This window comes from Paenibacillus rhizoryzae (genome assembly GCF_059686995.1).
This window is the reverse complement of sequence record NZ_JCAALT010000003.1, coordinates 527,056-550,041: the sequence shown is the minus strand read 5'-3', so window position 1 is coordinate 550,041 and position 22,986 is coordinate 527,056. Positions and strand designations below refer to the sequence as shown.

The 22,986-nt window shown below is 46.9% G+C and carries 25 protein-coding genes; all 25 read right to left on the bottom strand.

Going from position 1 to position 22,986, the window contains the following annotated elements:
* Position 1: 1 nt before the first annotated feature.
* The gene (gene rseP / locus AC6ESO_RS11570) at positions 2-1,282 is read right to left on the bottom strand and encodes an RIP metalloprotease RseP (RefSeq protein ID WP_497091435.1); all 1,281 of its coding nucleotides are present in this window, start codon (positions 1,280-1,282) and stop codon (positions 2-4) included.
* Between the two features lie 79 nt (positions 1,283-1,361).
* Positions 1,362-2,501 (bottom strand): 1-deoxy-D-xylulose-5-phosphate reductoisomerase, encoded by a 1,140-nt coding sequence (locus tag AC6ESO_RS11565; protein ID WP_497091434.1) that lies wholly within the window; start codon positions 2,499-2,501, stop codon positions 1,362-1,364.
* A gap of 20 nt (positions 2,502-2,521) precedes the next feature.
* Entirely contained in the window at positions 2,522-3,316 is a 795-nt protein-coding gene (locus AC6ESO_RS11560; RefSeq protein WP_497091433.1) for a phosphatidate cytidylyltransferase, read from the bottom strand.
* Between the two features lie 27 nt (positions 3,317-3,343).
* Positions 3,344-4,096, bottom strand: coding sequence for an undecaprenyl pyrophosphate synthase (uppS, locus tag AC6ESO_RS11555; RefSeq protein WP_497091638.1), 753 nt, complete (start codon positions 4,094-4,096; stop codon positions 3,344-3,346).
* Between the two features lie 87 nt (positions 4,097-4,183).
* Entirely contained in the window at positions 4,184-4,738 is a 555-nt protein-coding gene (gene frr, locus AC6ESO_RS11550; protein WP_497091432.1) for a ribosome recycling factor, read from the bottom strand.
* Positions 4,738-5,469, bottom strand: coding sequence for a UMP kinase (pyrH, locus tag AC6ESO_RS11545; RefSeq protein WP_494819061.1), 732 nt, complete (start codon positions 5,467-5,469; stop codon positions 4,738-4,740). The genes frr and pyrH overlap by 1 nt, the downstream gene beginning before the upstream one ends.
* Before the next feature lie 115 nt (positions 5,470-5,584).
* Positions 5,585-6,235, bottom strand: a complete 651-nt coding sequence (tsf, locus tag AC6ESO_RS11540; protein WP_494819060.1) for a translation elongation factor Ts — start codon at positions 6,233-6,235, stop codon at positions 5,585-5,587.
* Between the two features lie 149 nt (positions 6,236-6,384).
* Complete coding sequence (gene rpsB, locus AC6ESO_RS11535) at positions 6,385-7,083, bottom strand: 30S ribosomal protein S2 (protein ID WP_090976482.1); 699 nt, start codon at positions 7,081-7,083, stop codon at positions 6,385-6,387.
* A 203-nt stretch (positions 7,084-7,286) separates the two neighbouring features.
* Positions 7,287-7,847, bottom strand: a complete 561-nt coding sequence (locus AC6ESO_RS11530) for a hypothetical protein (RefSeq protein ID WP_497091431.1) — start codon at positions 7,845-7,847, stop codon at positions 7,287-7,289.
* Positions 7,840-8,445 (bottom strand): hypothetical protein, encoded by a 606-nt coding sequence (locus AC6ESO_RS11525; protein WP_497091430.1) that lies wholly within the window; start codon positions 8,443-8,445, stop codon positions 7,840-7,842. Before AC6ESO_RS11525 ends, AC6ESO_RS11530 begins: the two co-directional genes overlap by 8 nt.
* A gap of 33 nt (positions 8,446-8,478) precedes the next feature.
* Positions 8,479-8,802 carry a hypothetical protein gene (locus AC6ESO_RS11520; protein WP_497091429.1) on the bottom strand — a complete coding sequence of 108 codons (324 nt, stop codon included), beginning with the start codon at positions 8,800-8,802 and terminating at the stop codon, positions 8,479-8,481.
* A gap of 48 nt (positions 8,803-8,850) precedes the next feature.
* The gene (locus AC6ESO_RS11515; RefSeq protein ID WP_497091428.1) at positions 8,851-10,257 is read right to left on the bottom strand and encodes a flagellar assembly protein A; all 1,407 of its coding nucleotides are present in this window, start codon (positions 10,255-10,257) and stop codon (positions 8,851-8,853) included.
* 21 nt (positions 10,258-10,278) lie between these two features.
* Positions 10,279-11,064 (bottom strand): FliA/WhiG family RNA polymerase sigma factor, encoded by a 786-nt coding sequence (locus AC6ESO_RS11510; protein ID WP_091218697.1) that lies wholly within the window; start codon positions 11,062-11,064, stop codon positions 10,279-10,281.
* 4 nt (positions 11,065-11,068) lie between these two features.
* Entirely contained in the window at positions 11,069-11,491 is a 423-nt protein-coding gene (locus AC6ESO_RS11505; protein WP_497091427.1) for a hypothetical protein, read from the bottom strand.
* Position 11,492: 1 nt separating this feature from the next.
* Entirely contained in the window at positions 11,493-11,987 is a 495-nt protein-coding gene (locus tag AC6ESO_RS11500) for a chemotaxis protein CheD (RefSeq protein WP_497091426.1), read from the bottom strand.
* Positions 11,984-12,601, bottom strand: a complete 618-nt coding sequence (locus tag AC6ESO_RS11495; RefSeq protein WP_497091425.1) for a chemotaxis protein CheC — start codon at positions 12,599-12,601, stop codon at positions 11,984-11,986. Before AC6ESO_RS11495 ends, AC6ESO_RS11500 begins: the two co-directional genes overlap by 4 nt.
* Positions 12,602-12,606: 5 nt before the next feature.
* Entirely contained in the window at positions 12,607-13,068 is a 462-nt protein-coding gene (locus tag AC6ESO_RS11490; protein WP_091218708.1) for a chemotaxis protein CheW, read from the bottom strand.
* A gap of 14 nt (positions 13,069-13,082) precedes the next feature.
* On the bottom strand, positions 13,083-15,152 hold the full coding sequence (locus AC6ESO_RS11485) for a chemotaxis protein CheW (RefSeq protein ID WP_497091424.1): 2,070 nt from the start codon (positions 15,150-15,152) through the stop codon (positions 13,083-13,085).
* Between the two features lie 47 nt (positions 15,153-15,199).
* Positions 15,200-16,507 carry a protein-glutamate methylesterase/protein-glutamine glutaminase gene (locus AC6ESO_RS11480; protein ID WP_497091423.1) on the bottom strand — a complete coding sequence of 436 codons (1,308 nt, stop codon included), beginning with the start codon at positions 16,505-16,507 and terminating at the stop codon, positions 15,200-15,202.
* 28 nt (positions 16,508-16,535) lie between these two features.
* Complete coding sequence (locus AC6ESO_RS11475) at positions 16,536-17,405, bottom strand: MinD/ParA family protein (RefSeq protein ID WP_497091637.1); 870 nt, start codon at positions 17,403-17,405, stop codon at positions 16,536-16,538.
* Positions 17,405-18,736, bottom strand: a complete 1,332-nt coding sequence (flhF, locus tag AC6ESO_RS11470; RefSeq protein ID WP_497091422.1) for a flagellar biosynthesis GTPase FlhF — start codon at positions 18,734-18,736, stop codon at positions 17,405-17,407. The genes AC6ESO_RS11475 and flhF overlap by 1 nt, the downstream gene beginning before the upstream one ends.
* Positions 18,733-20,766 carry a flagellar biosynthesis protein FlhA gene (gene flhA / locus AC6ESO_RS11465; RefSeq protein ID WP_497091421.1) on the bottom strand — a complete coding sequence of 678 codons (2,034 nt, stop codon included), beginning with the start codon at positions 20,764-20,766 and terminating at the stop codon, positions 18,733-18,735. The genes flhF and flhA overlap by 4 nt, the downstream gene beginning before the upstream one ends.
* A gap of 30 nt (positions 20,767-20,796) precedes the next feature.
* The gene (gene flhB, locus AC6ESO_RS11460) at positions 20,797-21,888 is read right to left on the bottom strand and encodes a flagellar biosynthesis protein FlhB (RefSeq protein ID WP_497091420.1); all 1,092 of its coding nucleotides are present in this window, start codon (positions 21,886-21,888) and stop codon (positions 20,797-20,799) included.
* Between the two features lie 16 nt (positions 21,889-21,904).
* On the bottom strand, positions 21,905-22,693 hold the full coding sequence (gene fliR / locus AC6ESO_RS11455) for a flagellar biosynthetic protein FliR (RefSeq protein ID WP_497091419.1): 789 nt from the start codon (positions 22,691-22,693) through the stop codon (positions 21,905-21,907).
* An 11-nt stretch (positions 22,694-22,704) separates the two neighbouring features.
* Positions 22,705-22,974, bottom strand: coding sequence for a flagellar biosynthesis protein FliQ (fliQ, locus tag AC6ESO_RS11450; RefSeq protein WP_091218725.1), 270 nt, complete (start codon positions 22,972-22,974; stop codon positions 22,705-22,707).
* Between the last annotated feature and the right edge of the window lie 12 nt (positions 22,975-22,986).

The following is a 22,986-nucleotide window of genomic DNA, read 5'->3' as shown; positions in this document are numbered from 1 at the left end:
CTCAGTGCTCCCCTCGTACCAATCGCAATATATCATTATAAGTAACCGCCAGCATGAGCAGCATCAGCATCGCAAAGCCGATAAAATGCACCATGCTTTCCCGGTTCGGATCAACCGGACGGCCTCGTACAGCTTCAAATCCGAGGAAAACCAATCGGCTTCCATCCAGTGCCGGTATCGGCAGCAGGTTAAAGATCCCTAAATACAGACTGAGAACCGCTACCCATGAAGTCAGCTGAACGACGCCTTCATCCGCGATTTGACTAGTCACTTGAGCAGTCCGTACCGGTCCGCCAAGGTCCTCCATCTTGAAATCACCGAGAATCAGCTTCTTAAATCCATCGAAGATCATGATCGTCATGTTTTTCATCGCTTTTCCGGCATAAGTGAATGTTTCGCCAAACGTTACAGAACGTGTAGGTACCGCGGCTGAGATGCCTAGTTTGCCGACACCTGTAGTGGGATCCTTCTTCGGTGTGATCTTGAATGAGATCGGCTTTCCGTCACGCAGCACATTAAATACGAGTGGTACGTTGACCGATTTACTGATCAGCTCGATCATCTTATTGGAATCGCCGCCGATTTTCTCCCCGTTCACCGAATCGATGACATCACCGACACGAAGATCCGTCTGTGATGCCGGCATTCCCGCAACTACGCTGCCGATTAACAAACGATCCGGATTCTCCATCGGAACGCCAGCCATCTGAAAATACAGACCAAACAACACGAAAGCCAAAACAAAGTTCATGACAGGACCCGCAACGATAGCGAGTGCCCGTTGACCTACTGTTTTGCTGCCGAATTGGCGGTCGATCGGTGCGATCTGCGTTTCTTTCCCTTTACTGATCATCAGCGCTTGCGGATGTACGTCATAAGAATCAGTGATTCCGTCGGCACTCAAAGCAAGCTTAAGTTTACGTTCGATATCGATCGTTTCGACTTCACCGCGAACAACATTGCTGCGATCATCCAAACGATCTAAGTAAATACGAGTAACCGTGTTATCTTTCACCCGTACTGCGACTGTCTGCCCGGGATGAATCTCAATTAACTCCGGATCCTCACCGGCCATTCGGACAAAACCGCCTGCTGGGACAAGCCGCAGCGTGTATCTGGTTTCACCACGTTTAATGGAAAACAGCTTTGGACCAAACCCAATCGCAAACTCTCTAACCAATATTCCGGCACGCTTCGCAAAATAAAAATGACCCCACTCGTGAATGGTCACAATGACGAAGAAGACCATTACCGTCAAAAAGACGACTTGAATCGTATGCATCGTTCCCCTTGCCTCCTGTTCGTAACGGCCTGTACTTAGATTATCATTATTCTCCCGTTCGATACAAGAGAACCCCCGGTTAGATGCTTGCCGCTTCTCTTCGAGCCCAGGCATCTACTTCTGCGATGGCCTCGACATCGGGAACATCCACAAGCTGATGCTTATCCAGCACAGCTGCTATAACAGTTTCGATCTCAAGGAATGTGATTTCGCCTGCCAAGAAGCGCGCAACGGCCGTTTCATTCGCTGCATTGAAGACTGTAGGCGCGGATTGGCCGGCCTGCCCGCTCTCATATGCAAATCGAAGACACGGATAGCGATCGAAGTCCATTTCCCGGAAGTGCAAGGCGGACAATTTCGCTAAATTCAGTCGTTCCGTTGGCGTTGGCCTACGCTCCGGATAGGTAAGTGCATATTGAATCGGAACTCGCATATCCGGCATTCCCAGCTGTGCAATAATGCTGTGATCTACGAATTCAACGTAAGAGTGGATAATACTCTCCGGATGAATGAGAACATCGATTTGACTGTATGGAAGACCGAATAACCAATGAGCTTCTATAACCTCAAGTCCTTTATTGGCCATTGTTGCCGAATCGATAGTGATCTTGGCCCCCATCGACCAGTTTGGATGATTCAGTGCTTCAGCAACAGTAACCCCTTCAAGCTCTGCCCGTGAACGGTCACGGAAGGATCCTCCGGATGCTGTAAGTGTAATGCGGTGTACATCACTGCGGCGTTCTCCGTTCAAGCATTGAAAAATAGCGGAGTGCTCGCTATCGATAGGCAGGATGGACACACCTTTATCGATGGCACGCTTCATAACAATATGGCCTGCCGTTACGAGCGTTTCCTTATTCGCCAGTCCGATATGTTTACCTGCATCAATTGCGGCTAGTGTGGCTTGAAGGCCGCGACTTCCTACGATTGCTGTGACTACAGTATCAGCTTCATTATCAGCTGCGATTTCAATCAGTCCTTCATTGCCGTAAAGAACTTTAGTTCCTTGCGGCAGATGAGGTATCGCTTCTTCTGCCAATGCCTTTGTCGATAAACAAACGGTCTTCGGCTTGAATTGATTAGCTTGCTGAATGAGTAATTGCAAATTGCTGCCTGCGGCCAAACCTTCAACCTGATAGCGATCAGGCTCATGGCCTAGAATATCTAAGGTTTGCGTCCCTACAGAACCGGTAGAACCGAGAATCGTTATTTTCTTCAACGCTAAGGAGCCTCCTTGAATCAGAGCGGGAGCAGCCCGGTCATTACGAGCAATGGAAACACGATTAGCCAGCTATCACAACGATCCAGTACACCGCCATGACCGGGTAAAATCGATCCCGTATCTTTGATGCCGCGAATGCGTTTGTAAGCCGATTGAATGAGATCTCCAAACTGCCCTGCAACAGCTGCAATGAGACCGATAAGCAGTGCCCTGCTGATGCTGATGATATCCGGGTATGCCAATGCAAAAATGGCCGCGATGGCTAGTGAAAGCACAATACCGCCGATCGAGCCTTCAATTGTTTTATTTGGACTGATGGATGGCCACAGTTTATTTTTCCCGAATGCTCGTCCGGTGAAATAAGCTCCGATATCGGATGCCCATATTGCGCCGAAAGCCATGCAGGTCGTAAGCAAACCATGGAATTCCGCGTTACGCACCTCGTACATCGCATGAAATCCATAGCCTACGTATAAAGCGCCAAGCAGCATTAAAGCTGCACCGTCAATGGTAATGACATTTTTCGTCAATACCGTTACCGTGAGCAATAAGAATAACAATAACCAAATTGTATGTATGGCTGTAGGCGAGTCTAGGCCGAAATCTTCCCAAGGAATAAACAAGACCAGCATACCCGCCAGTCCGATTAACGATAGCGGATGTTTAGCAGAGACGCCATTCATCCGTGTATATTCCATAAACCCAATAACAGCTAGTAATAGGAGGAGTGCAAAGAAAAACCATCCGCCAAGTACAGTTAGAAATATAAATGCTGCGCCGCCGATAAGGCCGGTAATTATACGTTGTTTCACCTGTATGACACTCTCCAGTAAGGCCGATTACAGTCCGCCGTAGCGACGGCCGCGACGCTGATACTCTCGAACAGCTTCAAAGAAATGCTCTTCTGTAAACTCAGGCCAATAGACGTCGGTAAACCACATCTCGCTGTAAGCAAGCTGCCAGAGCATAAAGTTGCTCAAACGAAGTTCGCCGCTCGTACGAATGAGTAAATCAGGATCAGGAACACCTGCAGACAGCAAGTTTGCTTCCATCATTGATTCATCAATATCATCCGGCGACAGTTTGCCATCTTGAACAGCTTGACCGATCGCACGTACCGCTTCAATCATTTCTTTCCGGCTGCCATAATTTAGGGCGAAGTTGAGAACAAGCCCCGTATTATTAGCCGTTTTGATGATCGCCTCTTCTACCGCTCTCAGCGTATAGTCCGGCAAATCACCTTTGTATCCCATCATGCGAACCTGAACGTTATTCTCCATCAGATCCTTGAGTTCAATAGAAAGAAATTCCTGAGGCAGCTTCATCAGAAACTCCACTTCAGCTTTCGGACGCTTCCAGTTCTCCGTCGAAAAGGCATACAGCGTCAAATATTTCACACCCAGTCGATCGGCAGCCATCGTAATTTTCTTGACTGTTTTCATACCTGAGTGATGTCCGGCCATTCGAGGCAAACCGCGGCTCTTGGCCCATCTGCCGTTGCCGTCCATAATAATGGCGATATGCTTCGGGATGCCATCCGGATCAAGCGTCGGCGAAGTTGGTTTCGCGGACGCTTTACCGAATAAATCCATCAATCGTTTTAACACACGCTCGTCCTCCCACGCTTACGTTGATTTATGCAACAAACCCCACCATTCGGAGGGGCCGGAGAGCTTGCATTATACTTCCATGATTTCTTTCTCTTTCGCAGCGAGAACTTTATCCACTTCTGCGATGAATTTATCCGTTGTCTTCTGAACGTCATCTTGATGACGGCGGGACTCATCTTCAGAAATCTCGGTTTTTTCGAGTTTCTTAATGTCGTCATTCGCGTCGCGTCGAACGTTGCGAATCGCTACCTTCGCTTCTTCGCCAAACTTCTTCGTCAATTTGACAAGCTCGGAGCGGCGTTCTTCTGTCAGCATTGGAATGCTGAGGCGAATGGTTGCGCCATCGTTCGAGGGTGTCAAACCCAGATCCGATTTCATGATCGCTTTCTCAATCGCAGACAGGGAGGATTTATCCCAAGGCTGGATCATGAGCGTCCGGGAATCAGGCGTATTGACGTTAGCCAATTGATTGACCGGTGTCATTGCACCGTAATATTCAACTTGGATCCGGTCAAGTAACGCTGGAGTAGCACGGCCGGCACGAAGTGTTGAGAGATCACGTCTCAGTGCTCCGATCGCTTTCTCCATCCGATCTTCCGCGCTTTTCTTAATGGCTTGTGGCATTAGTTCACACTACCTTTCATCACAATAGTACCGATTTTCTCACCAAGGACAACACGCTTGATATTCCCTTGCTCGGTAATGTTGAAGACGACAAGTGGAATATTGTTGTCCATACAAAGAGATGAAGCCGTTGAGTCCATGACGCCCAGATTGCGGTTCAGAACTTCCATATACGTCAGCGTTTCAAATTTCTCCGCTGTCGCGTCTTTAAATGGATCTGCGGAATAGACGCCATCCACTTTATTTTTCGCCATTAGGATAACTTCTGCTTCGATTTCAGCTGCGCGCAACGCTGCAGTCGTATCGGTGGAGAAGAATGGATTGCCTGTGCCTGCCGCGAAAATAACGACACGCCCTTTTTCCAGGTGACGGATCGCCCGGCGGCGTATGTAAGGCTCAGCGATTTGCTGCATGGCGATTGATGTTTGCACGCGAGTTGGCACATCGATTTGCTCAAGCGCATCTTGAAGGGCCAAAGAGTTCATGACTGTCGCTAACATACCCATATAATCTGCTGTAGCACGGTCGATACCTTTCTCCGAACCGGCAATTCCACGCCAGATGTTTCCGCCGCCACATACGATCGCGACTTCAACATTCAGTTTCACTACTTCTTTCACTTGCTCTGCAATCGAGGAAATCATTGCGGAGTCAATTCCAAACCCATTATTACCCGAGAGCGATTCGCCGCTCACCTTCAGCACTATACGTTTGTACACGGGACTTTGCAACTTGGTATACCTCCATCTTCAACTTTGTTTAAAAGGCCGTATACGGACTTGAAAATTTAGACCTAATTATAGGAAATAGGCGGGGCGAACGCCCCGCCCCGCCTGCGCGTTCGGTTTACAATTTAGCTTGCGACATAACTTCTGCAACGAAGTTGTCTTCTTTTTTCTCAAGGCCTTCACCAAGCTCAAAACGAGCAAAGCGGCGGATAGAGATATTCTCTCCAATTGTGCTGATTTTCTCTTTCAGCAATGTATGGATTGTTTTGTCTGGATCTTTGATGAACGGCTGCTCAAGCAAGCAGTATTCTTCGTAGTATTTGCTGATACGGCCATCAACCATTTTTTCAACGATTTTCTCTGGTTTGCCTTCATTCAGCGCTTGTGCTCTCAGGATTTCGCGCTCTTTATCAAGCTCATCCTGGGACACTTCTTCGCGGCTAACAAACTTAGGGTTTGCAGCTGCGATTTGCATTGCGATATCACGAGCGAACTCGCGGAATTGTTCTGTTTTACCAACGAAGTCAGTTTCGCAGTTGATTTCAACCAGGACACCGATACGGCCGCCAGCGTGGATGTAGGATTCTACTGTACCTTCAGTAGCTACACGACCCGCTTTGTTTGCTGCAGCGGAAAGACCTTTTTCACGAAGCAAGTCGATTGCTTTCGGGATATCACCATTTGTTTCATCAAGCGCTTTTTTACAATCAAGCATGCCTGCGCCTGTTCTTTCACGCAATTCTTTTACTGCACTCGCACTAACTGCCATGTTGGAAACCTCCTGAAATTAGTTAAGTATAACTGACCGCGGAGTGAACCGTTGGTCCATTCAAAACAATCAGCGTGAACATTCGAAAAAAGGGCGGTGAGAGGTTATGCACCTTCTGACCACCCTTTCGTGTCGTATCGTAAACTCTATTAAGCAGTTGTTACTTCGCCTTGACGCGATTCAACAATTGCATCAGCCATTTTAGCTGTCAGCAATTTAACTGCACGGATTGCATCATCGTTACCTGGGATCACGTAGTCGATTTCATCCGGATCACAGTTTGTATCAACGATACCTACGATTGGGATACCAAGCTTGCGTGCTTCAGCAACCGCGATACGCTCTTTGCGTGGGTCGATGATGAACAATGCGCTTGGCAAACCTCTCATGCCTTTGATACCGCCGAGGAATTTTTCAAGACGATCTTTCTCTTTACGGAGAATGATAACTTCTTTCTTAGGAAGAACTTCGAAAGTGCCGTCCTCTTCCCATTTCTCAAGCGTTTTAAGACGGTCGATACGTTTTTGAATCGTTTGGAAGTTAGTCAGCGTGCCGCCGAGCCAACGTTGATTGATGTAGAAGTTACCGCAACGTTCTGCTTCTTCTTTCACCGAATCCTGTGCTTGTTTCTTAGTACCTACGAAGAGAATAGTGCCGCCTTCTTCGCCGATCGAACGTACGAAGTTGTAAGCTTCTTCGACTTTCTTAACTGTTTTCTGCAAGTCAATGATGTAAATACCGTTACGTTCTGTGAAGATATAACGATCCATCTTAGGGTTCCAACGACGAGTTTGGTGACCGAAGTGTACCCCAGCTTCTAGAAGCTGTTTCATGGAAATTACCGCCATCTCTTACACACCTCCTGTTAAATGGTTTTTAGTGGTTACCTCCGCCAATATCATTTTCCGTCATCACTTCGACCGGGTCGAAGCACCAATAACGAAATTAATCGGCGTGTGTTTTTAACACCGTCAATTACTATACCACATCTGTATGCACGCATGCAACCGCAATTGACAGGTTTCCTTAGCATATTTCGCTAGACTCTGATTTAATCGTCGGATGAAGGCATATCGGCTGACGAAGCATTCGGTTTGCTCGTAATAATCGTGCGAATTTGCTTCAATGACAAGTCACCTTTAAAAGCAAAATAACCTGCGCGTATCATCGTTGTACGCATCAGGCTGATAAAAGCTTTCTTATCCGTTATGACGCCACTAGCATTCAAAATATCTGCTGTTTCCGTTACACTTGCATTCGGCGGAATGCGCACGACTATAGGTTTTGAGACAGCAGTATTCTCTGAAGCTGCTGCTGTCTCCTTATCATCCTTATCTGCAGCCGCTCCAGCATCTTGCTTCGCTTGCTCCTGTTTTGCCTGCTGTTCCGCTAGTTTCTTCTTATATTCAGTCTCTACCCGTTTATGCTCATCGGCAACAGCTTGATCCAGTTCAGCTTTCGAATAACCAATGACCGCTGATTCTGTAGTCTCCTGCTTTACCGGCTCTTCCATACGGTTCACTTGGTTCTCACCAATAAACATGAGCTGCAGAAGAGCTGCACCAATAATTATTCCGACACCAACGCCAAAGAGAAATGTACGTTTATTCATGACGCGCAGCTTCCTCCTGCTTCGAAAGCTGAAGAATAAGCTGGACTTCACCTTTGTTTTTACCGAGCTTCTTGGCTATTGCATCAATCGATTTTCCGCTTTGATACATTTCAAATAAGTCGGTATAACGATCACGAATCGTTAAAATAGGTTCTTCAACTTTCAACTCAGCTTCAGCTTCAATTGCCGCTGCAGCGAATGGATTTTGAATCATCGGTTGAGTTACATGAGTACCCGGTATTTGGTTGATCGGAGGATTCGGGGCCATTACAGACTGAATCTCCATCGCAGAAACATGCAGCTTCGTTTGTTCAGCTAGAAGCAGTTCAAGCTCGGCACAGCGCTTCTCCAGCACTTCCACACGCTCATCGCGCTTCTTGGACTGAAGCTGCGTATCTTGGGTGGATTTACTGACAAGCTCAACAAGCTCTCGATTGTCCGCTTCCATATTCTCCATAAACTGCTCCAGTGCCGTTTCCATATTGCGAACGGTTTGCGTCGATTGTTCCGGTTTGCCATTTGATGCTCTACGCGGCAGAACAGCTGCGCAAACCACAACAATTCCGCCTATTAACATGATCGTTTGCCATGATTCCATCTTCATTCACCTGCATTTCGGTTTAACAATCAGTTACATTGATATGTCGATATGTTTTCCCTTATAGGGATGGTTCTGCCCTTGCTCGGTTTCCGCATCCGTTCCGGCTTCACCGTCTTGCTGTTTCTTCCGATTCTGCTTCCTCTCAGATCCCCGCTGCCGGTTATCTTTGATCTTGGTGTCTATGTTCTGTTCAACAGCTGTATTGCGGTTACGCAGCAGTTCGGTTTGTTTGGCCGTATCATTCTCCAGACGCATTTGTTCTGCGATTGGTCTCTGATTTATCTGCTGCTGCTGCGTACTGTTATCAGGCATGCGCGGAATAGACATTTGGAAATCAATAGGTTTAAAAGGCATCCCGTTTCCTCCTAAACATCAAGCAATTCTTCGACCCGACATAAGGTGCTAGACGTAAGGCGCCATTACAATGTCGCCTTCAAAATACCGGAACGAAACACGCTGCGTCGCGTCTTTGACAAAACGAGTGTACCGGCCGATTACGATCTTAGTACCTCCATAAACGACGTTGACGACATCGATTCTGGCGCGATCGGTATCTTCAAGTGACTTCTCAATTTCAAGTACGCGATCCTTTGCTGTTGCGATCTCTTCTACCGCAGCGCGTTTGGTAGAAGTCAGTTTAATGCGCATCGTCATTTTATCAGGGGTCAATTGGCCGGCAGCAGCAAGCTGGTCCAGCAGTTTGAGTGCTTTCTCCGTCTTGTCCAAATTATCCACGGTTTGCTTAATTTGTAAGCGAAGATCGCTTAGCTCCGCTCTCAATTCCGGACGCACACCAACCTCGAGCGTGGTGGCCGTTGACATCGTATTCCCAATCGTTCTCGCTACTACACGATCACCGGCTTGGATATTCCCTCCGACAAGCAGCCCTTTGGGTCCGCTGCAAACGACATTTCTTCCTGCACGAACATGAGAGTGCATGATACTTTGCGAGACTAGTACATCTTCTCCAGCTGAGACGTTGCTGTCTTGAATAAACGAGCTTTTCACATTACGATTTGCTTTCACATACCCTTTATTACTTGCGAGTATGCCGCCGGTAATTTCAATCGAGCCGTCTGATTCGAGTATGGCCCCTTCAACGCCGCCAATTACTCGGATATCGCCGGATGCCTTGATCTTAAATCCGGTCAATACATTCCCTCGAATGACTACCGTACCTACAAAGTCGATGTTGCCAACCTTGTAATCCACATCGCCATTTACTTCAAAAACCGGGAACACATTGATCTTGCTTTTATCTGTAAGCGAGATGAGCCCGTCAATTGTAGCGTACATAGCTGTTTGTTCGGGATTCAACACGACATTTTTGCCGATTTTAAAATACGCTTCTTTTCCGTTTCTGCAAGCAATCGGATCGCCGGTTACTGATTTGCCATCCACTCCCGCTTTAGCGGGAACCTTCTCGGCGATTAATTGACCACGCTTCACATTTTTCAGCTGTGTTACTTCTTTAAAATCAATCTTACCGCCTTCGAGTTCCACCGGACGGTATTCGCCTTCATTCATATCATGGGAGAAACGGATGTAGCCGTCCTCACCATGAACGGGTTGATTGCCTTGTGCGATGACATTTTGACTGTAAAAATAAGCACTCGGCCGCTGCGAGATACTTCGAAGCATGTCGCGACTGATGCCGTAACTGACTCCGTGGCTTTTCAAAAACTCTTCTAGCTGCCCTTCCGTACATGAAAACTGCTCATCCGCAACATTAAATTGGATCGTAGCGGTCAGTTTATCAGGTGCAAGCTGAACAACGAGATGTGATTGTAATGTTTCAGATGTAGACAAAACTGGCCCCCCTTTATTACACTAATGCTGCATTAATTGATCCTTTTGTTTTTCTAAAGCACCTCGTAGTCTCAAAATTGCTTTTGAATGAAGTTGTGAAATCCTTGAAGGTGATAATGACATGACTTCCGCAATTTCACTTAGCGATAACTCCTCGTAATAGAAAAGCGAAATTACCGTTCTCTCTTTCTCTGTCAAACGATCGATACCGCGAATCAGTGATTCTTTAAGGAAAAACTCATGCACCTTGTAATCCGGGTTCTTCGCTTTCTCATCGATGAGCAGCGACAAGCGGGTTTCGGATTCTTCTTCTCGAATCGGATCCTCGAGCGAACATACCGTTGTAACCGCGATCTCTTGCAGCATAACGTCAAATTCTTTCTCCGAAACATCCAAATATCCGCTGATCTCCGCATCCGTCACCGAACGCATATATTGCTGCTCAAGCAATTGATACGCTTCTTCGATACGCTTGGCTTTCTCGCGTACCGAACGCGGTACCCAGTCGCCTTGACGCAAACCATCAATAATAGCGCCACGAATCCTCCAAGAAGCATACGTTTCAAATTGAAGACCACGTCTATAATCGAATTTCTCAATCGCATCAATTAACCCCATAGCCCCATTGCTTGCCAAATCATCCTTGGACACATTCTTAGGCAAACCGATAGCCATACGGTTACTCACATAATCAACCAACGTTAAGTATTGTTCGATCAACAGTTTCTTCGCTTCAATGTCCCCGTCTTCTTTCCACTTCTGCCAAATCTCGATGTTAGACAAATGAGGCGCTTTCGGCTCAATCATCTTCTCACCCTCCTGTTAGGTGACGTATTGCTTTAGCCAGTTCTTCAGGCTCTCTATTCTGAGTTGAAACTAATTTGGGAGGTGTCAGCGGCTGAAAGATGGCTCCTTGCGTTGCATCAAGCGATTGGGTTCCATCCAGCTGATTTTTCAACAAACTATTCAACTCATCACTTTGATCCGGTGTTGCATAGTCAATCGAAGTCCCTTTCGATTCATCACCGTCTAGCTGTGATAAAGCCTGCGCCTTTGGATTCATAATAAGTGCCACTAACGCGCGGAAAACAAAGCCCAGTACAAAAAAGGTTAGAAAAGCATACAAGCAACGAAGGCTAGTAACCGCCATCCCATTACTGTCCAGCGAGAATAATAATGTAAGTAAACTGCCGCCTACTCCAAGGAAGACATTCCAGCGCCAAGACCCTACCATGCTAAATCTCCTTTACTCCTTGCTGCACACTGCGTATCACTAGTACACCGCTTAGACTGTTAAATTCAATCGTCCTACCGTAATTAGCTCCGGTATCTTCCGCCAATAGCGGGATTGAGAATTGACGCAGCATCTCTTTACAGGATTCAACATTACGCGGACCGATCCGCATCGAATCACTGTTTGATATGAAAGCGAACATTTGCGCGCCGCCTGCCATCTTGGCAACGAGTCTTCTCGGTTCTGCGCCTGCTTGCTTCATGAGCCCAATCAAATGAGGAACCGACGTATCTGCATATTTTGCGATATTAATCGGAGCCTCTCTTGCAATCTCGGAGGAGGGCAGCATGACATGTACCATGCCCGCCACCTTCGAGCGTTCGTCAAACAAAGTCAAGCCTACACATGACCCAAGACCCGTTGTTTTCAAGATTGCACCATTCAGTGCAATCTGGAGGTCGGCCATGCCCACTTTCACGAGATTTTCCTGCATCATTCGTTAGGCACTCCTAAAGCGCTAAATATTTTACCAAAAGATTCTGGATCCGGAATAAGGAAGAAATGACCTGCAAGTTCCTCCCGACCTTCAAGAAACGTGGTATCAATTAACAGCGCGGAATCGCCCATTTCACCGTATTGAACAAGTCCATAACTCAAGATAGCTCCGGCCATATCGATTGCGATGGCTGGGACGGTCGGCGACATGTTCAACTGCGTGAAATCGGCCAAAGATGATAAATAAGAACCTGCTAGTATGTTACCGATCTCAGCCAGTGCGGAAAATTCCATTTCGGAATATCCTTCTTCTGAAACTGGAATGGAAAGCAAATTACGCAACAACTTCTTCGCTGAATGCTCCTCGATAAGAAAGAACATATTACCTGGTGCATCGCCTTCAACTCGAAGGAACACGGCAATGACTACTTGTTCAAATCCGCCTACTCGATCGGCAACCTGCTCGAAGGGGATTAAACTGACAGTGGGAACATTCATATCGACAGGCTTGTCCAGAAGTCTGGAAAGCGCCGTTGCTGCATTGCCCGCACCGATGTTCCCGACTTCCTTCAATACATCAAGCTTGAATGCTTCTAGCGTATCTAATGGATTCACGGGGCTTAAACCTCTTGCTGTTCCAGTTGAATAATTTCGCTCTTATTGAGCACTTCGGAAAGGTTGAGCATGATAAGCAATCGGCTGTCTCCGATTTTTGCTACACCGCGTAAGTACTTCGCTTTAATGCCACCCACAACTTCTGGAGGCGAATCGATGGAGTCTGGATCAATATCGATGACATCATTTGCTGAATCAACGATGAATCCCACTTCCAAATCATTTACGGCTACGATGATGATTCTGGAGCTTTCCGTCTCTTCTGATTCCGCCAAGCTAAAACGGCCGCGCAGATCGATGACCGGAAGAACAACACCACGCAGGTTAATGACACCTTTAATGAATGACGGTGTTTTAGGAACACGCGTAATCGGCATCATACGCTCAATCGTGCGTACTTTTTCCACTTCAATTCCATACTCTTCGTGTGCCAGGCCAAATACGATAACTTTGATTTCCTCAGCCATTCGTAATCCCTCCTTTATTTAATGAGCGCGTTTGGATCCACGATCAAGGCAACTTGTCCATCACCAAGTATGGTCGCACCAGAAATTGCTTCTATATTCGTTAAATATTTGCCCAGCGATTTCAATACGATCTCACTTTGACCGATAAATTCGTCTACCGTAATTGCGCACGTTTTATCGCCTTTGCGAATAACGACGATCTCCGTCTCTTGCTCTTCTTCCTCCAGGAAGGATTTCGCATCGAGCACTTGGCTAAGAGAGATAAGCGGTATCAATGAACCGCGATAATCGATCATGCGATTGCCGTGAATTTTACGGATTTGCTCACGCGGTACAATTCCAGTTTCAACGATAGAGGAAAGCGGAATCGCGTATTTCTCCGTCCCGAGTTTTACTAGCATCGCAGAAATGATGGAAAGCGTAAGTGGCAGCTGAATCGAGAATTTCGTACCTTTCCCCGGTTCGGATTCTACACTTACATGACCACCGAGCGAAGTGATTTTGGATTTGACGACGTCAAGTCCTACGCCACGGCCGGAAATATCGGAAATTTTGTCCGCCGTACTGAAGCCTGCCGCGAAGATCAGCATATTAATTTCACTGTCTGTTAGGCGCTTGGCTTCTTCAGCTGAAACAACTCCGTTCTTAATGGCGATTTGTTTCACTTTCTCTCGGTTAATCCCACGGCCATCCTCTTCTACTTCAATAAAGACATGGTTGCCGCTGTGGAAAGCACGGAGATGCACAACACCCGTCTCTGACTTACCCGCTGCAATTCGATCTGCGATCGGTTCGATGCCATGATCCAGCGAGTTGCGAAGTAAGTGAACGAGAGGATCACCGATTTCGTCGATTACGGTACGATCGAGCTCCGTATCAGCTCCTGAGATGATTAGATCCACTTTCTTATCAAGCGTCTTGGCAAGATCGCGAATCATCCGCGGGAAGCGGTTAAATACCGATTCTACCGGAACCATTCTTAGCTTAAGTACGATATTCTGCAAGTCGCTGCTGACACGAGTCATGTGTTCTACTGTCTCCGTAAGTTCATTACGGCGAATCTCACTAGCAAGCTGTTCAAGCCTTACTCTATCTATCAGCAGCTCACTAAATAGATTCATTAATGCATCCAGCCGCTCGATATCTACGCGTATGGTGCGAGAAGCATTGCCACCAGCTGAGACGGCTGGCTGTGTAGTCGCTGTAGCCGTTGTTGTCGCTGCCGCCTGGGATCTAGCGGCATTCACTTCTCCTTGGGCTGCGTTCACCGGACTCGCTGCTGCAACAGGTGCGCTTTGGGATGCTGCGCCACAAAGCTGCTGTAAGGATTCACGATCAAGCTGTGTTATGGCTGCACCTTCGATTTCGGAAACCGATTCAATGCCTTTGCGCAGTTCCTCTTCCGAGATGCTGGCAATCGTAAACACGGTGAAGGAACGATCGAACTTTTCTTGCTCGATCTCTTGGACGCTTGGCGTTGATTTCACAATCTCTCCGCTTCGTTCCAGGAAATCAAATACCATATAGGCACGTGCCGCTTTAAGCACGCAATCCTCGCGGACTGTCACTACTACATGATAGACGGAGTGGCCGGCATCGATAGATTGCAGGAGAATTGAGCTTTGGAACTCATCCAAGATCGCTCCATCTCCATTGCTGCCCCCAGCTGCAGCTGCAGCAGAAGTGCTTTGCTCACTTTTATAGTCAGCTTTCACGATGGTTTGCAAGGAAGCCACGATGGACGTAACATCCGCCTTCCCCGTACCGCCGCCAATAATGTCTTGTACCATAGATTCGAGGGCATCCAGACCTTTAAATAAGGTATCAAAAATGAAGTTATCCATTTTGAGCTTGTTATTACGAACAAGATCAAGTACATTCTCCATTTCATGCGTGAGCGACGCGAGATCTTCAAAGCCCATGGTCGCTGACATGCCTTTTAATGTGTGGGCAGAACGGAAAATGATTTGAACGATGCTAATGTCTTCCGGAGCGCTTTCGAGTTTCAATAGATTCTCGTTTAAAGACTGCAAATGATCATTTGATTCGTCAATAAACATTGATAGATAAGCGTTCATATCCATTTCCATGCACCTCCTGTATAAATGGTTGCCATACGAAAATGTATCCCTTACTTTCTGACGGCATGGGTAATTGCGTTTGCGATCTGTCGAAGCGGAACAATCGACTTGGCGACACCTGCTTCTACTGCGGAACGCGGCATTCCATATACGACACAAGTCTCTTCCGACTCGGCAATTGCCGTTTCTGCTCCGCTGTCATTAAGAGCTTTCATCCCTTTTACTCCATCGCTTCCCATACCCGTCATAATGACCGCATGTCTGCGCAATTCCGGGAATGCGGCGCAGGATTCGAACATCGTATCGACGGATGGTCTGTGCCCGCCGCGCGGTGCATCTTCGGAAAGTTTGATCGAAAACCCGCCGCCTTCTTTCACAATCTCCATGTGGTATCCGCCTGGCGCGATGTAAACGACTCCCGCTTCTACTCGCTCTCCATGTGCAGCTTCCGTAACATGCAGCGAACTGAATGTGTCGAGCCGCTGTGCCAAGGAACGTGTGAATTTGGGCGGCATATGCTGTACAACCAGCACAGGAGCCGGGAAGTCCATCGGAAGTGTCGTAATGACTTCGTGAAGGGCACGCGGTCCTCCAGTAGAGGTTCCGATCGCAACCAAATGCTTGAAGTTTCTGGAACGGACAGGCTTATTCGGCTTAATGACCGATTCCATTTCTGAATCCACCGTCGGTAACAAGGGTTCAGTTTCCTTCTTTGTCGTGCGTTTGTTTGCTTCCATCGGAGGCGTTGGTTTCGCTGTTTTCTCTTTAGCAGCAGGCTTCCGCTCACGAAGACTCGTAAACTCTTCCATTAGCGGTTGCGCAGACTTCTGTGGGAGCTCATCCTTAACCATTGGTGCTGATTCAAAGCTGATTGTCTCAGGCTTCGATTTAGCGATATTGGGCTTCTTCGGTGCCGGAACCGGCTTTGAAGGCTGGAACAAGTAAGAATGCCTCTTCGTCAGTACTGCGATACGAAGCTTCTCCAGCAATTGCTCGCCAACGGTATGGATATCAGGAGACATCGGTCCAGAAGGCTTACGGATAAAGTCAAAGGCGCCATTCTGCAGCGCTTTAATTGTCTCTCTTGTTCCGTCATCGCTAATGCTGGAGAGCATGATAATCGGCACCGGATGAATTCGCATAATACGCTCTAACGCCTCTAGCCCGTTCATCTCCGGCATTTCCAAGTCCATCGTAATGACATCCGGTTTAAGCGTTCGTACTGCCTCGATTGCTTCGCGGCCATTATTTGCTGTAGCAATAATGTCAAATTGGGGATCAACAGCGATCAGATCACACAGAATTTTCCGCATAAAGGCAGAATCATCTACCACCAATACTCGCGAGATTGCATTCATCGATGTGCCTCCTCGATTCAAAGGATTATTATGAAAGTCTGAACATCTTATGTAGAAATCCTTTGACACCGCTATTTGCGGCGGCAGGAGTGAGAGGTACGTCAACGAATCGTTTGGCAATTTCCAAGATCGATTTCGACGCTTCGGTACCCGGATAGGCAATAGCGAATGGAACTTGTTTCTTTACGGCCTTTGTTACATTTGGATCATCCGGCAATATGCCCAGCACCGGCAGTTCAATATTCAGAAAACGCTGTGCCACAAGACCGATTTTGTCTGCGGTTGCGTTGCCTTCCTTTGTATCGATGGCCCGATTCACAATCAGTTTAAATTTAACGTCATGTTCCATTGCTGTGACCATCTTAATTAGTGCATAAGCATCTGTAATCGAGGTCGGTTCAGGTGTCGTGACGACGATCGTTTCCTGGGCTGCAGTGATGAACTTCACCGTTTCTTTGGAAAGCCCCGCCCCGGTATCGAACAGAATCACATCATATTGACCATGCAGCTTGCTAATTTGTTCAGCGAAGTAGTCAAGCTGTGCTGCCGATAAATCTAGAAGATCCTTAAACCCCGAGCCGCCAGCAATAAAATGAACCCCTTGCGGCCCCTCTTGAATAATCTCCCAAATCGTTTTCTCTTGTTTCAAGAGATGGTAGAGGTTGTAGGTCGACGACACACCCATTAACACATCGATATTGGCCATTCCAATATCAGCATCGAAAATGAGCACCTTCTGCCCTACCCGCTGCAGAGCGAGTGAAAAATTCAGACTAAAGTTAGATTTCCCAACGCCGCCTTTACCGCTTGTCACCGTAATGACTTTGGTCGTGCGTCCTTCATTCTTCTGTTCTTGATTGCGCACTAAATTTCGCAGTGCTTCCGCCTGGTCAGTCATCATTGAGAAGCCCCCAACAATTGCGAAACGTAACTCGATACCTTGAACGTCGTAATATCGTCAGGAACCGTTTGACCGTATGCAATGTAAGTGGGACGGAGTCCTTGTTCCAAAGCCAAATTGAGAATGGCTCCACACGCGTTGGTCTCATCCTGTTTCGTATACAGCACGCGATCAATGCCGTATTTCGCGAAATTCTCGGCGACGCTCGACATATCGGCAAACTTGCCGGTTAGGCTGAGCACTAGGAATGTTTCTGAACGTCGGTCCGATTGAAGCAAGCTGTTCACTTCAGATACATAAAGCTCGTTGCGAAAGTTCCGTCCCGCTGTATCCATAAAAATCAGCTCGCGGTCTTCAAGCTGCTTGAAGGCTCTTGCTACTTCCGATGGAGAGAACACGACCTCAAGAGGTACATTCAGAATCGTAGCGTACGTTCTCAATTGATCGACTGCGGCGATGCGATAAGTATCGGAAGTGATGAATCCGACTCTACGACCCGACTTTAACGTTTGCTCGGCAGCCAGTTTAGCAATAGATGTCGTCTTCCCAACACCGGTTGGCCCAACGAAATGGATAACCTGCGTATCTCTTCCAATGACACTTGCTTCAAAATCTTTGAGCCAGTCTAGCAGCATCCGTTCAGCAATGCGCCATACCGTCAATCGATCAACGGGAGTCGTCCGACTTGAAAAATCAGAAGCTTCCAGCTCTTCTTCGATTTCTTCAATTAGTTTGTCAATCAGCTTCTGACTGACTTCTTGATCAAGAAGTCGATCATATAAAGCTTGCAATGCTTCAGGTCTTGTCTCTAGCTTCTGCTGCTTGGACATTTTGACAATCCAATGCTTCATATCCCGAATCTCTGAAATCAATTCATCTTCTGACATTCGAGGCTTGCGATTCTCCGCGCTGGTTTGCTGCTGTTGTGCAGGTAATCTAGGCTCATATGCCGCAGATGAGGTGACACGAGGCAACTCTGATAGTTCAGGTGCTAGTTGAGCCGCTACTTCCGGTTTGGCAAGTTTGTCTTTATTGGCTTGCCGTTCGGCTACAGCAGTTGCAGCCATTGATGTAATCGAAGCCATCGTTGTCGCTGAGACAGTAGGCTGTTTCGCCGCTTGGGGGCGCGAAGGCGACTTAGGTGTCGGTGCTTTGCTTCCCGCTTCGACTGCCGCAATCACTTCGGTTTTCTTCTTGCCGAACATACCAAGAAATCCGCCAACCCGAATCTCCTTCGTATTCAGAATAATGGCATCTACACCAAGCTCATTGCGAATCATCGGCAGCGCTTCGGGTAATGCATTGACCACATAACGCTTTACCTTCATAGATTCACCACTCCAATGCTTTGTACTTCAATACTAGGTTCGAGCTCGCTGTAAGATAGAACCGGAACATCCTGCATGGTACGTTCCACGATTTGTCTTAAATACATGCGAATAGTAGGTGATGTGAGCACGATCGGCTGATTGCCGGATTGAATTTGTTTATTGACTTGTTCATTCAACTTCTGGTAGATGGTCTGAGTCGATACCGGGTCTAGAGCCAAGTAACTGCCTTGCTCCGAGCTTTGTACCGATTCTGCAATCTTCTTCTCCAGCGTTGGTCCCACTGTTATGACGCGAAGAGTGTCCCCATTATGGGAGAATTGCTGTGTAATTTGTCTTGACAAGGCCTGGCGAACATATTCGGTCAGAATATCCGTATCCTTCGTATAGGTTCCATGATCGGCGAGTGCTTCGAATATCGTTACCATGTCGCGAATAGAAACTTTCTCACGAAGCAGCTTGGACAACACCTTCTGAATTTCGCCGATATTTAGAATAGATGGAATGAGTTCGTCAACCAATGCAGGGTAAGAATCCTTAACATTGTCCACAAGTGCTTTCGTCTCTTGCCGCCCGATAAGCTCATGCGCATGACGTTTTATGAGCTCGGTCAGATGAGTTGCGACAACAGATGGAGGGTCCACAACCGTATAGCCTGTCAGCTCTGCTCTCTCTTTTGTAGCCTCATCTATCCAAATGGCCGGTAAGCCGAAGGCTGGCTCAACTGTCTCAATACCAATAACCGAATCATCTTCAAAGCCCGGGCTCATCGCAAGGTAATGATTGAGCAGAAGCTCGCCGCGCGCTACTGTATTGCCTTTAATCTTAATTATGTATTCATTCGGTTTAAGCTGGATATTATCTCGAATTCGGATAACCGGTACAACAAGCCCGAGTTCAAGCGCACATTGCCGGCGAATCATGATAATCCGATCCAGCAAATCGCCGCCCTGCTGCGTATCGGCAAGTGGGATGAGACCGTAACCAAATTCAAATTCGATCGGATCAACCTGCAGCAAACTGATTACACTTTCAGGGCTTCGAACTTCTTCAATTTCCTGTTCTTCCACAAGAAGCTCTTGCGCTTCTTGTTCCTTCGTAAGCGATTTTTGCATCCTGTAGGCTCCATACGAAATCATAGCTGCAAAAGGCAGCGTCGCAATCGGACCGATTGGCGTTCCAACTCCAAGCAGCGTGATCGTACCTGCTACAATGTAGAGCAGCTTCGGATAACGAAACAGCTGCGAAGTAACATCATGGGCCAAGTTTCCATCGGATGCAGCACGCGTGACGATTAAACCGGTAGCCGTTGAAATCAATAGGGCAGGAATTTGGCTGACTAGTCCGTCACCAATCGTCAGAACGGAGAACGTATGTAACGAATCCGAAAAACTCATGCCATGAATCGACATCCCGATTACAAATCCGCCAAGAAGGTTAATAATGAGAATGATGATGGATGCAATGGCATCCCCTTTAACAAATTTGCTGGCACCATCCATCGATCCGTAGAAATCGGCTTCACGTTCGATTTTTTGACGACGCTCTCTGGCCTGTACTTCGTTGATGAGGCCGGCATTCAAGTCGGCATCGATACTCATCTGTTTACCGGGCATCGCATCCAATGTAAACCTTGCGGCTACCTCAGCGACACGTTCCGAGCCTTTCGTGATAACGAGGAACTGAACAACTACAAGGATTAGAAAGACAACGAAACCAATTGCGATTTGGCCGCCGGCTACCCAATTACCGAAAGTTGCTACTACCTTACCGGCATGTGCATGCTGAAGGATGTTCCGTGTGGTTGAAACGTTTAAGGCTAATCGAAACAAGGTTGTGATGAGCAGCAATGCCGGAAATATGGAAAATTCCAATGCATCTTGCGTATTCATAGCTATGAGCAAAATCATGAGCGCAACTGAAATGTTGACTATTAGGAGCACGTCAAGTAAAGCTGGTGGAATCGGAATGACCATCATAAGAACGATGCCGATGATCCCGATTAATATGGTCAGGTCTCTAGCCTTCATGACGTTCCCTCCTCCATAGGTAAATGTAGATTATTTCACTTTCTTTTTGAGCTTATATACATATGCCAGTACTTCCGCCACAGCCTGGAATAGGTCAACGGGAACCGTATCACCGATTTCCGTTCGATCGTATAACGCTCTGGCAAGCGGCCTATTTTCCATCATTATGACGCCATGCTCCTTTGCCACATCTTTGATGCGAAGGGCCACAAAATCCATTCCTTTTGCGATTACTTTAGGAGCATCCATTTTTGATCCTTCATATTGAATGGCAATGGCGAAGTGAATAGGATTGGTGATGACGACGTCAGCTTTAGGTACATCCTGCATCATTCGTTGCAGAGCCATCCTGCGCTGCCGCTCCCGGATCTTCCCTTTTATGAGCGGATCACCTTCGGATTTCTTATATTCGTCCTTGATATCTTGCTTAGACATCTTCAAGCTCTTCTCGTGTTCATATCGCTTGTACATGTAATCGAAAATCGCTAATACAGCAAGGATTGCACCAATATATAAACCAAGCTTTATCGTAATTCTTGCAATGAGGCTAAAGATACCGCCAATCGAAACCGTCGCGAGCTGCATAATGACATCCAGTTCGCCCCACAGAATCCAATAGACCATGAATCCAATGAGAAGCAGTTTCAAAATATTTTTCACAAACTCGACTACAGAATGCATGGAGAAAATTTGTTTAAAGCCTTTTAGAGGACTGATTTTACTGAACTTCATCATAAGCGGCTCACCGGTAAACATAATTCCGATCTGTGCGTAATTGCCCAATATCGCGATAAGTACCGTGATCGCAAATATTGGCGCCAATAACATGAAGCCCTGCATCATTAAATCCGAAAACAATGCAATGATATTATCCGTCGTCACTTGCATCAACAGCTTCTGTTCTAATATCAGGCCAAATATACGCATCAGACGAACCTTATAGTAATCACCCATCATGATAAAGCTTAGAAAAATAAAGAATAGAATAAGAGCAGCCGGAACTTCTTGGCTTTTGGCCGTCTGGCCTTTCTTACGAGCATCCTGCCTCTTCTTCGGTGTTGCACGCTCTGTTTTTTCACCATTGAACATCTGTAAATCGAGCGTCCAACGATAGTTAACCATAATTACTGCCTCCTACCTAAGCTGCAGGACCTTGTAAAATGTCGAATAGCTTCCGCATGGCAGTGAACATCTGTTCAAACAAGTGCTCATACAGGACTACCAAACCCGGCATCATAACAGCCAACATGAGAAAGCCGACTAAAATTTTGATCGGGATCCCGATTACAAATACATTGTACTGAGGCGCTGTCCGCGCAAGAAATCCAAGTCCAACGTCCGTTAAGAACATCGCGACAACCAATGGTGCTGACATCTGAACGGCTAGCATAAATGTTTGCCCGAACATTCCGATCAAATAGCTGGATATGCTCCCGCTACTGACGTGGGCAAACAGCGTGTTCGTTAACGGAACCCATTCGTAGCTTTGCAGTAAAGCGGAAATCAAGTAATGATGACCATTAATCGATAAGAAGACGAGGGTTGCGATCATTCCTTTGAAGTTGCCAATGAGCGGCGCCGAAGCACCTGTCATGGGGTCAATGATGTTCGCCATACCAAAGCCCATTTGCATATCGATTAAACTACCCGCTGTATTTACAATCGTAAAAAACAGATAGGCTGCAAACCCAAGCAAAGCACCTGCTAATATTTCCCGAATGATCGCTAATACATAGTCAGCATCGGGTACAATGGTTTGTTTGAGACCATACGTTAAGAAAACGAGAAGCGATATAAAAAAACAGAATCCCAATTTAAACGTATTCGGCACATTTCGAGTCGAAAAGATAGGCGCCACGACGAAAAACGCTGTTATTCGACAAAAAATAAGCAAAAAAATAGGGAATCCTTGAAGAAACAACTCCATCGATCCACAGCCTATCCGATGTATTTATACAAGTTATTCAGCAGGTTGTAAGTGAAATCGACCAGCGTATTCAATATCCACGGCCCAAACAGCAAGATGGAAAGCAACACGGCCGCCACCTTAGGAACGAATGCTAATGTCTGCTCCTGAATCTGAGTGGTAGCTTGGAAAATACTAACGATCAGTCCAACTACAAGTCCGATTAAGAGCATTGGCGCACTTGCTTTCAGAACCGTATATACTGCCTGTCCAGCCAAGGCAATGATGAAGTCTGTACTCATGCTTGCACTCCT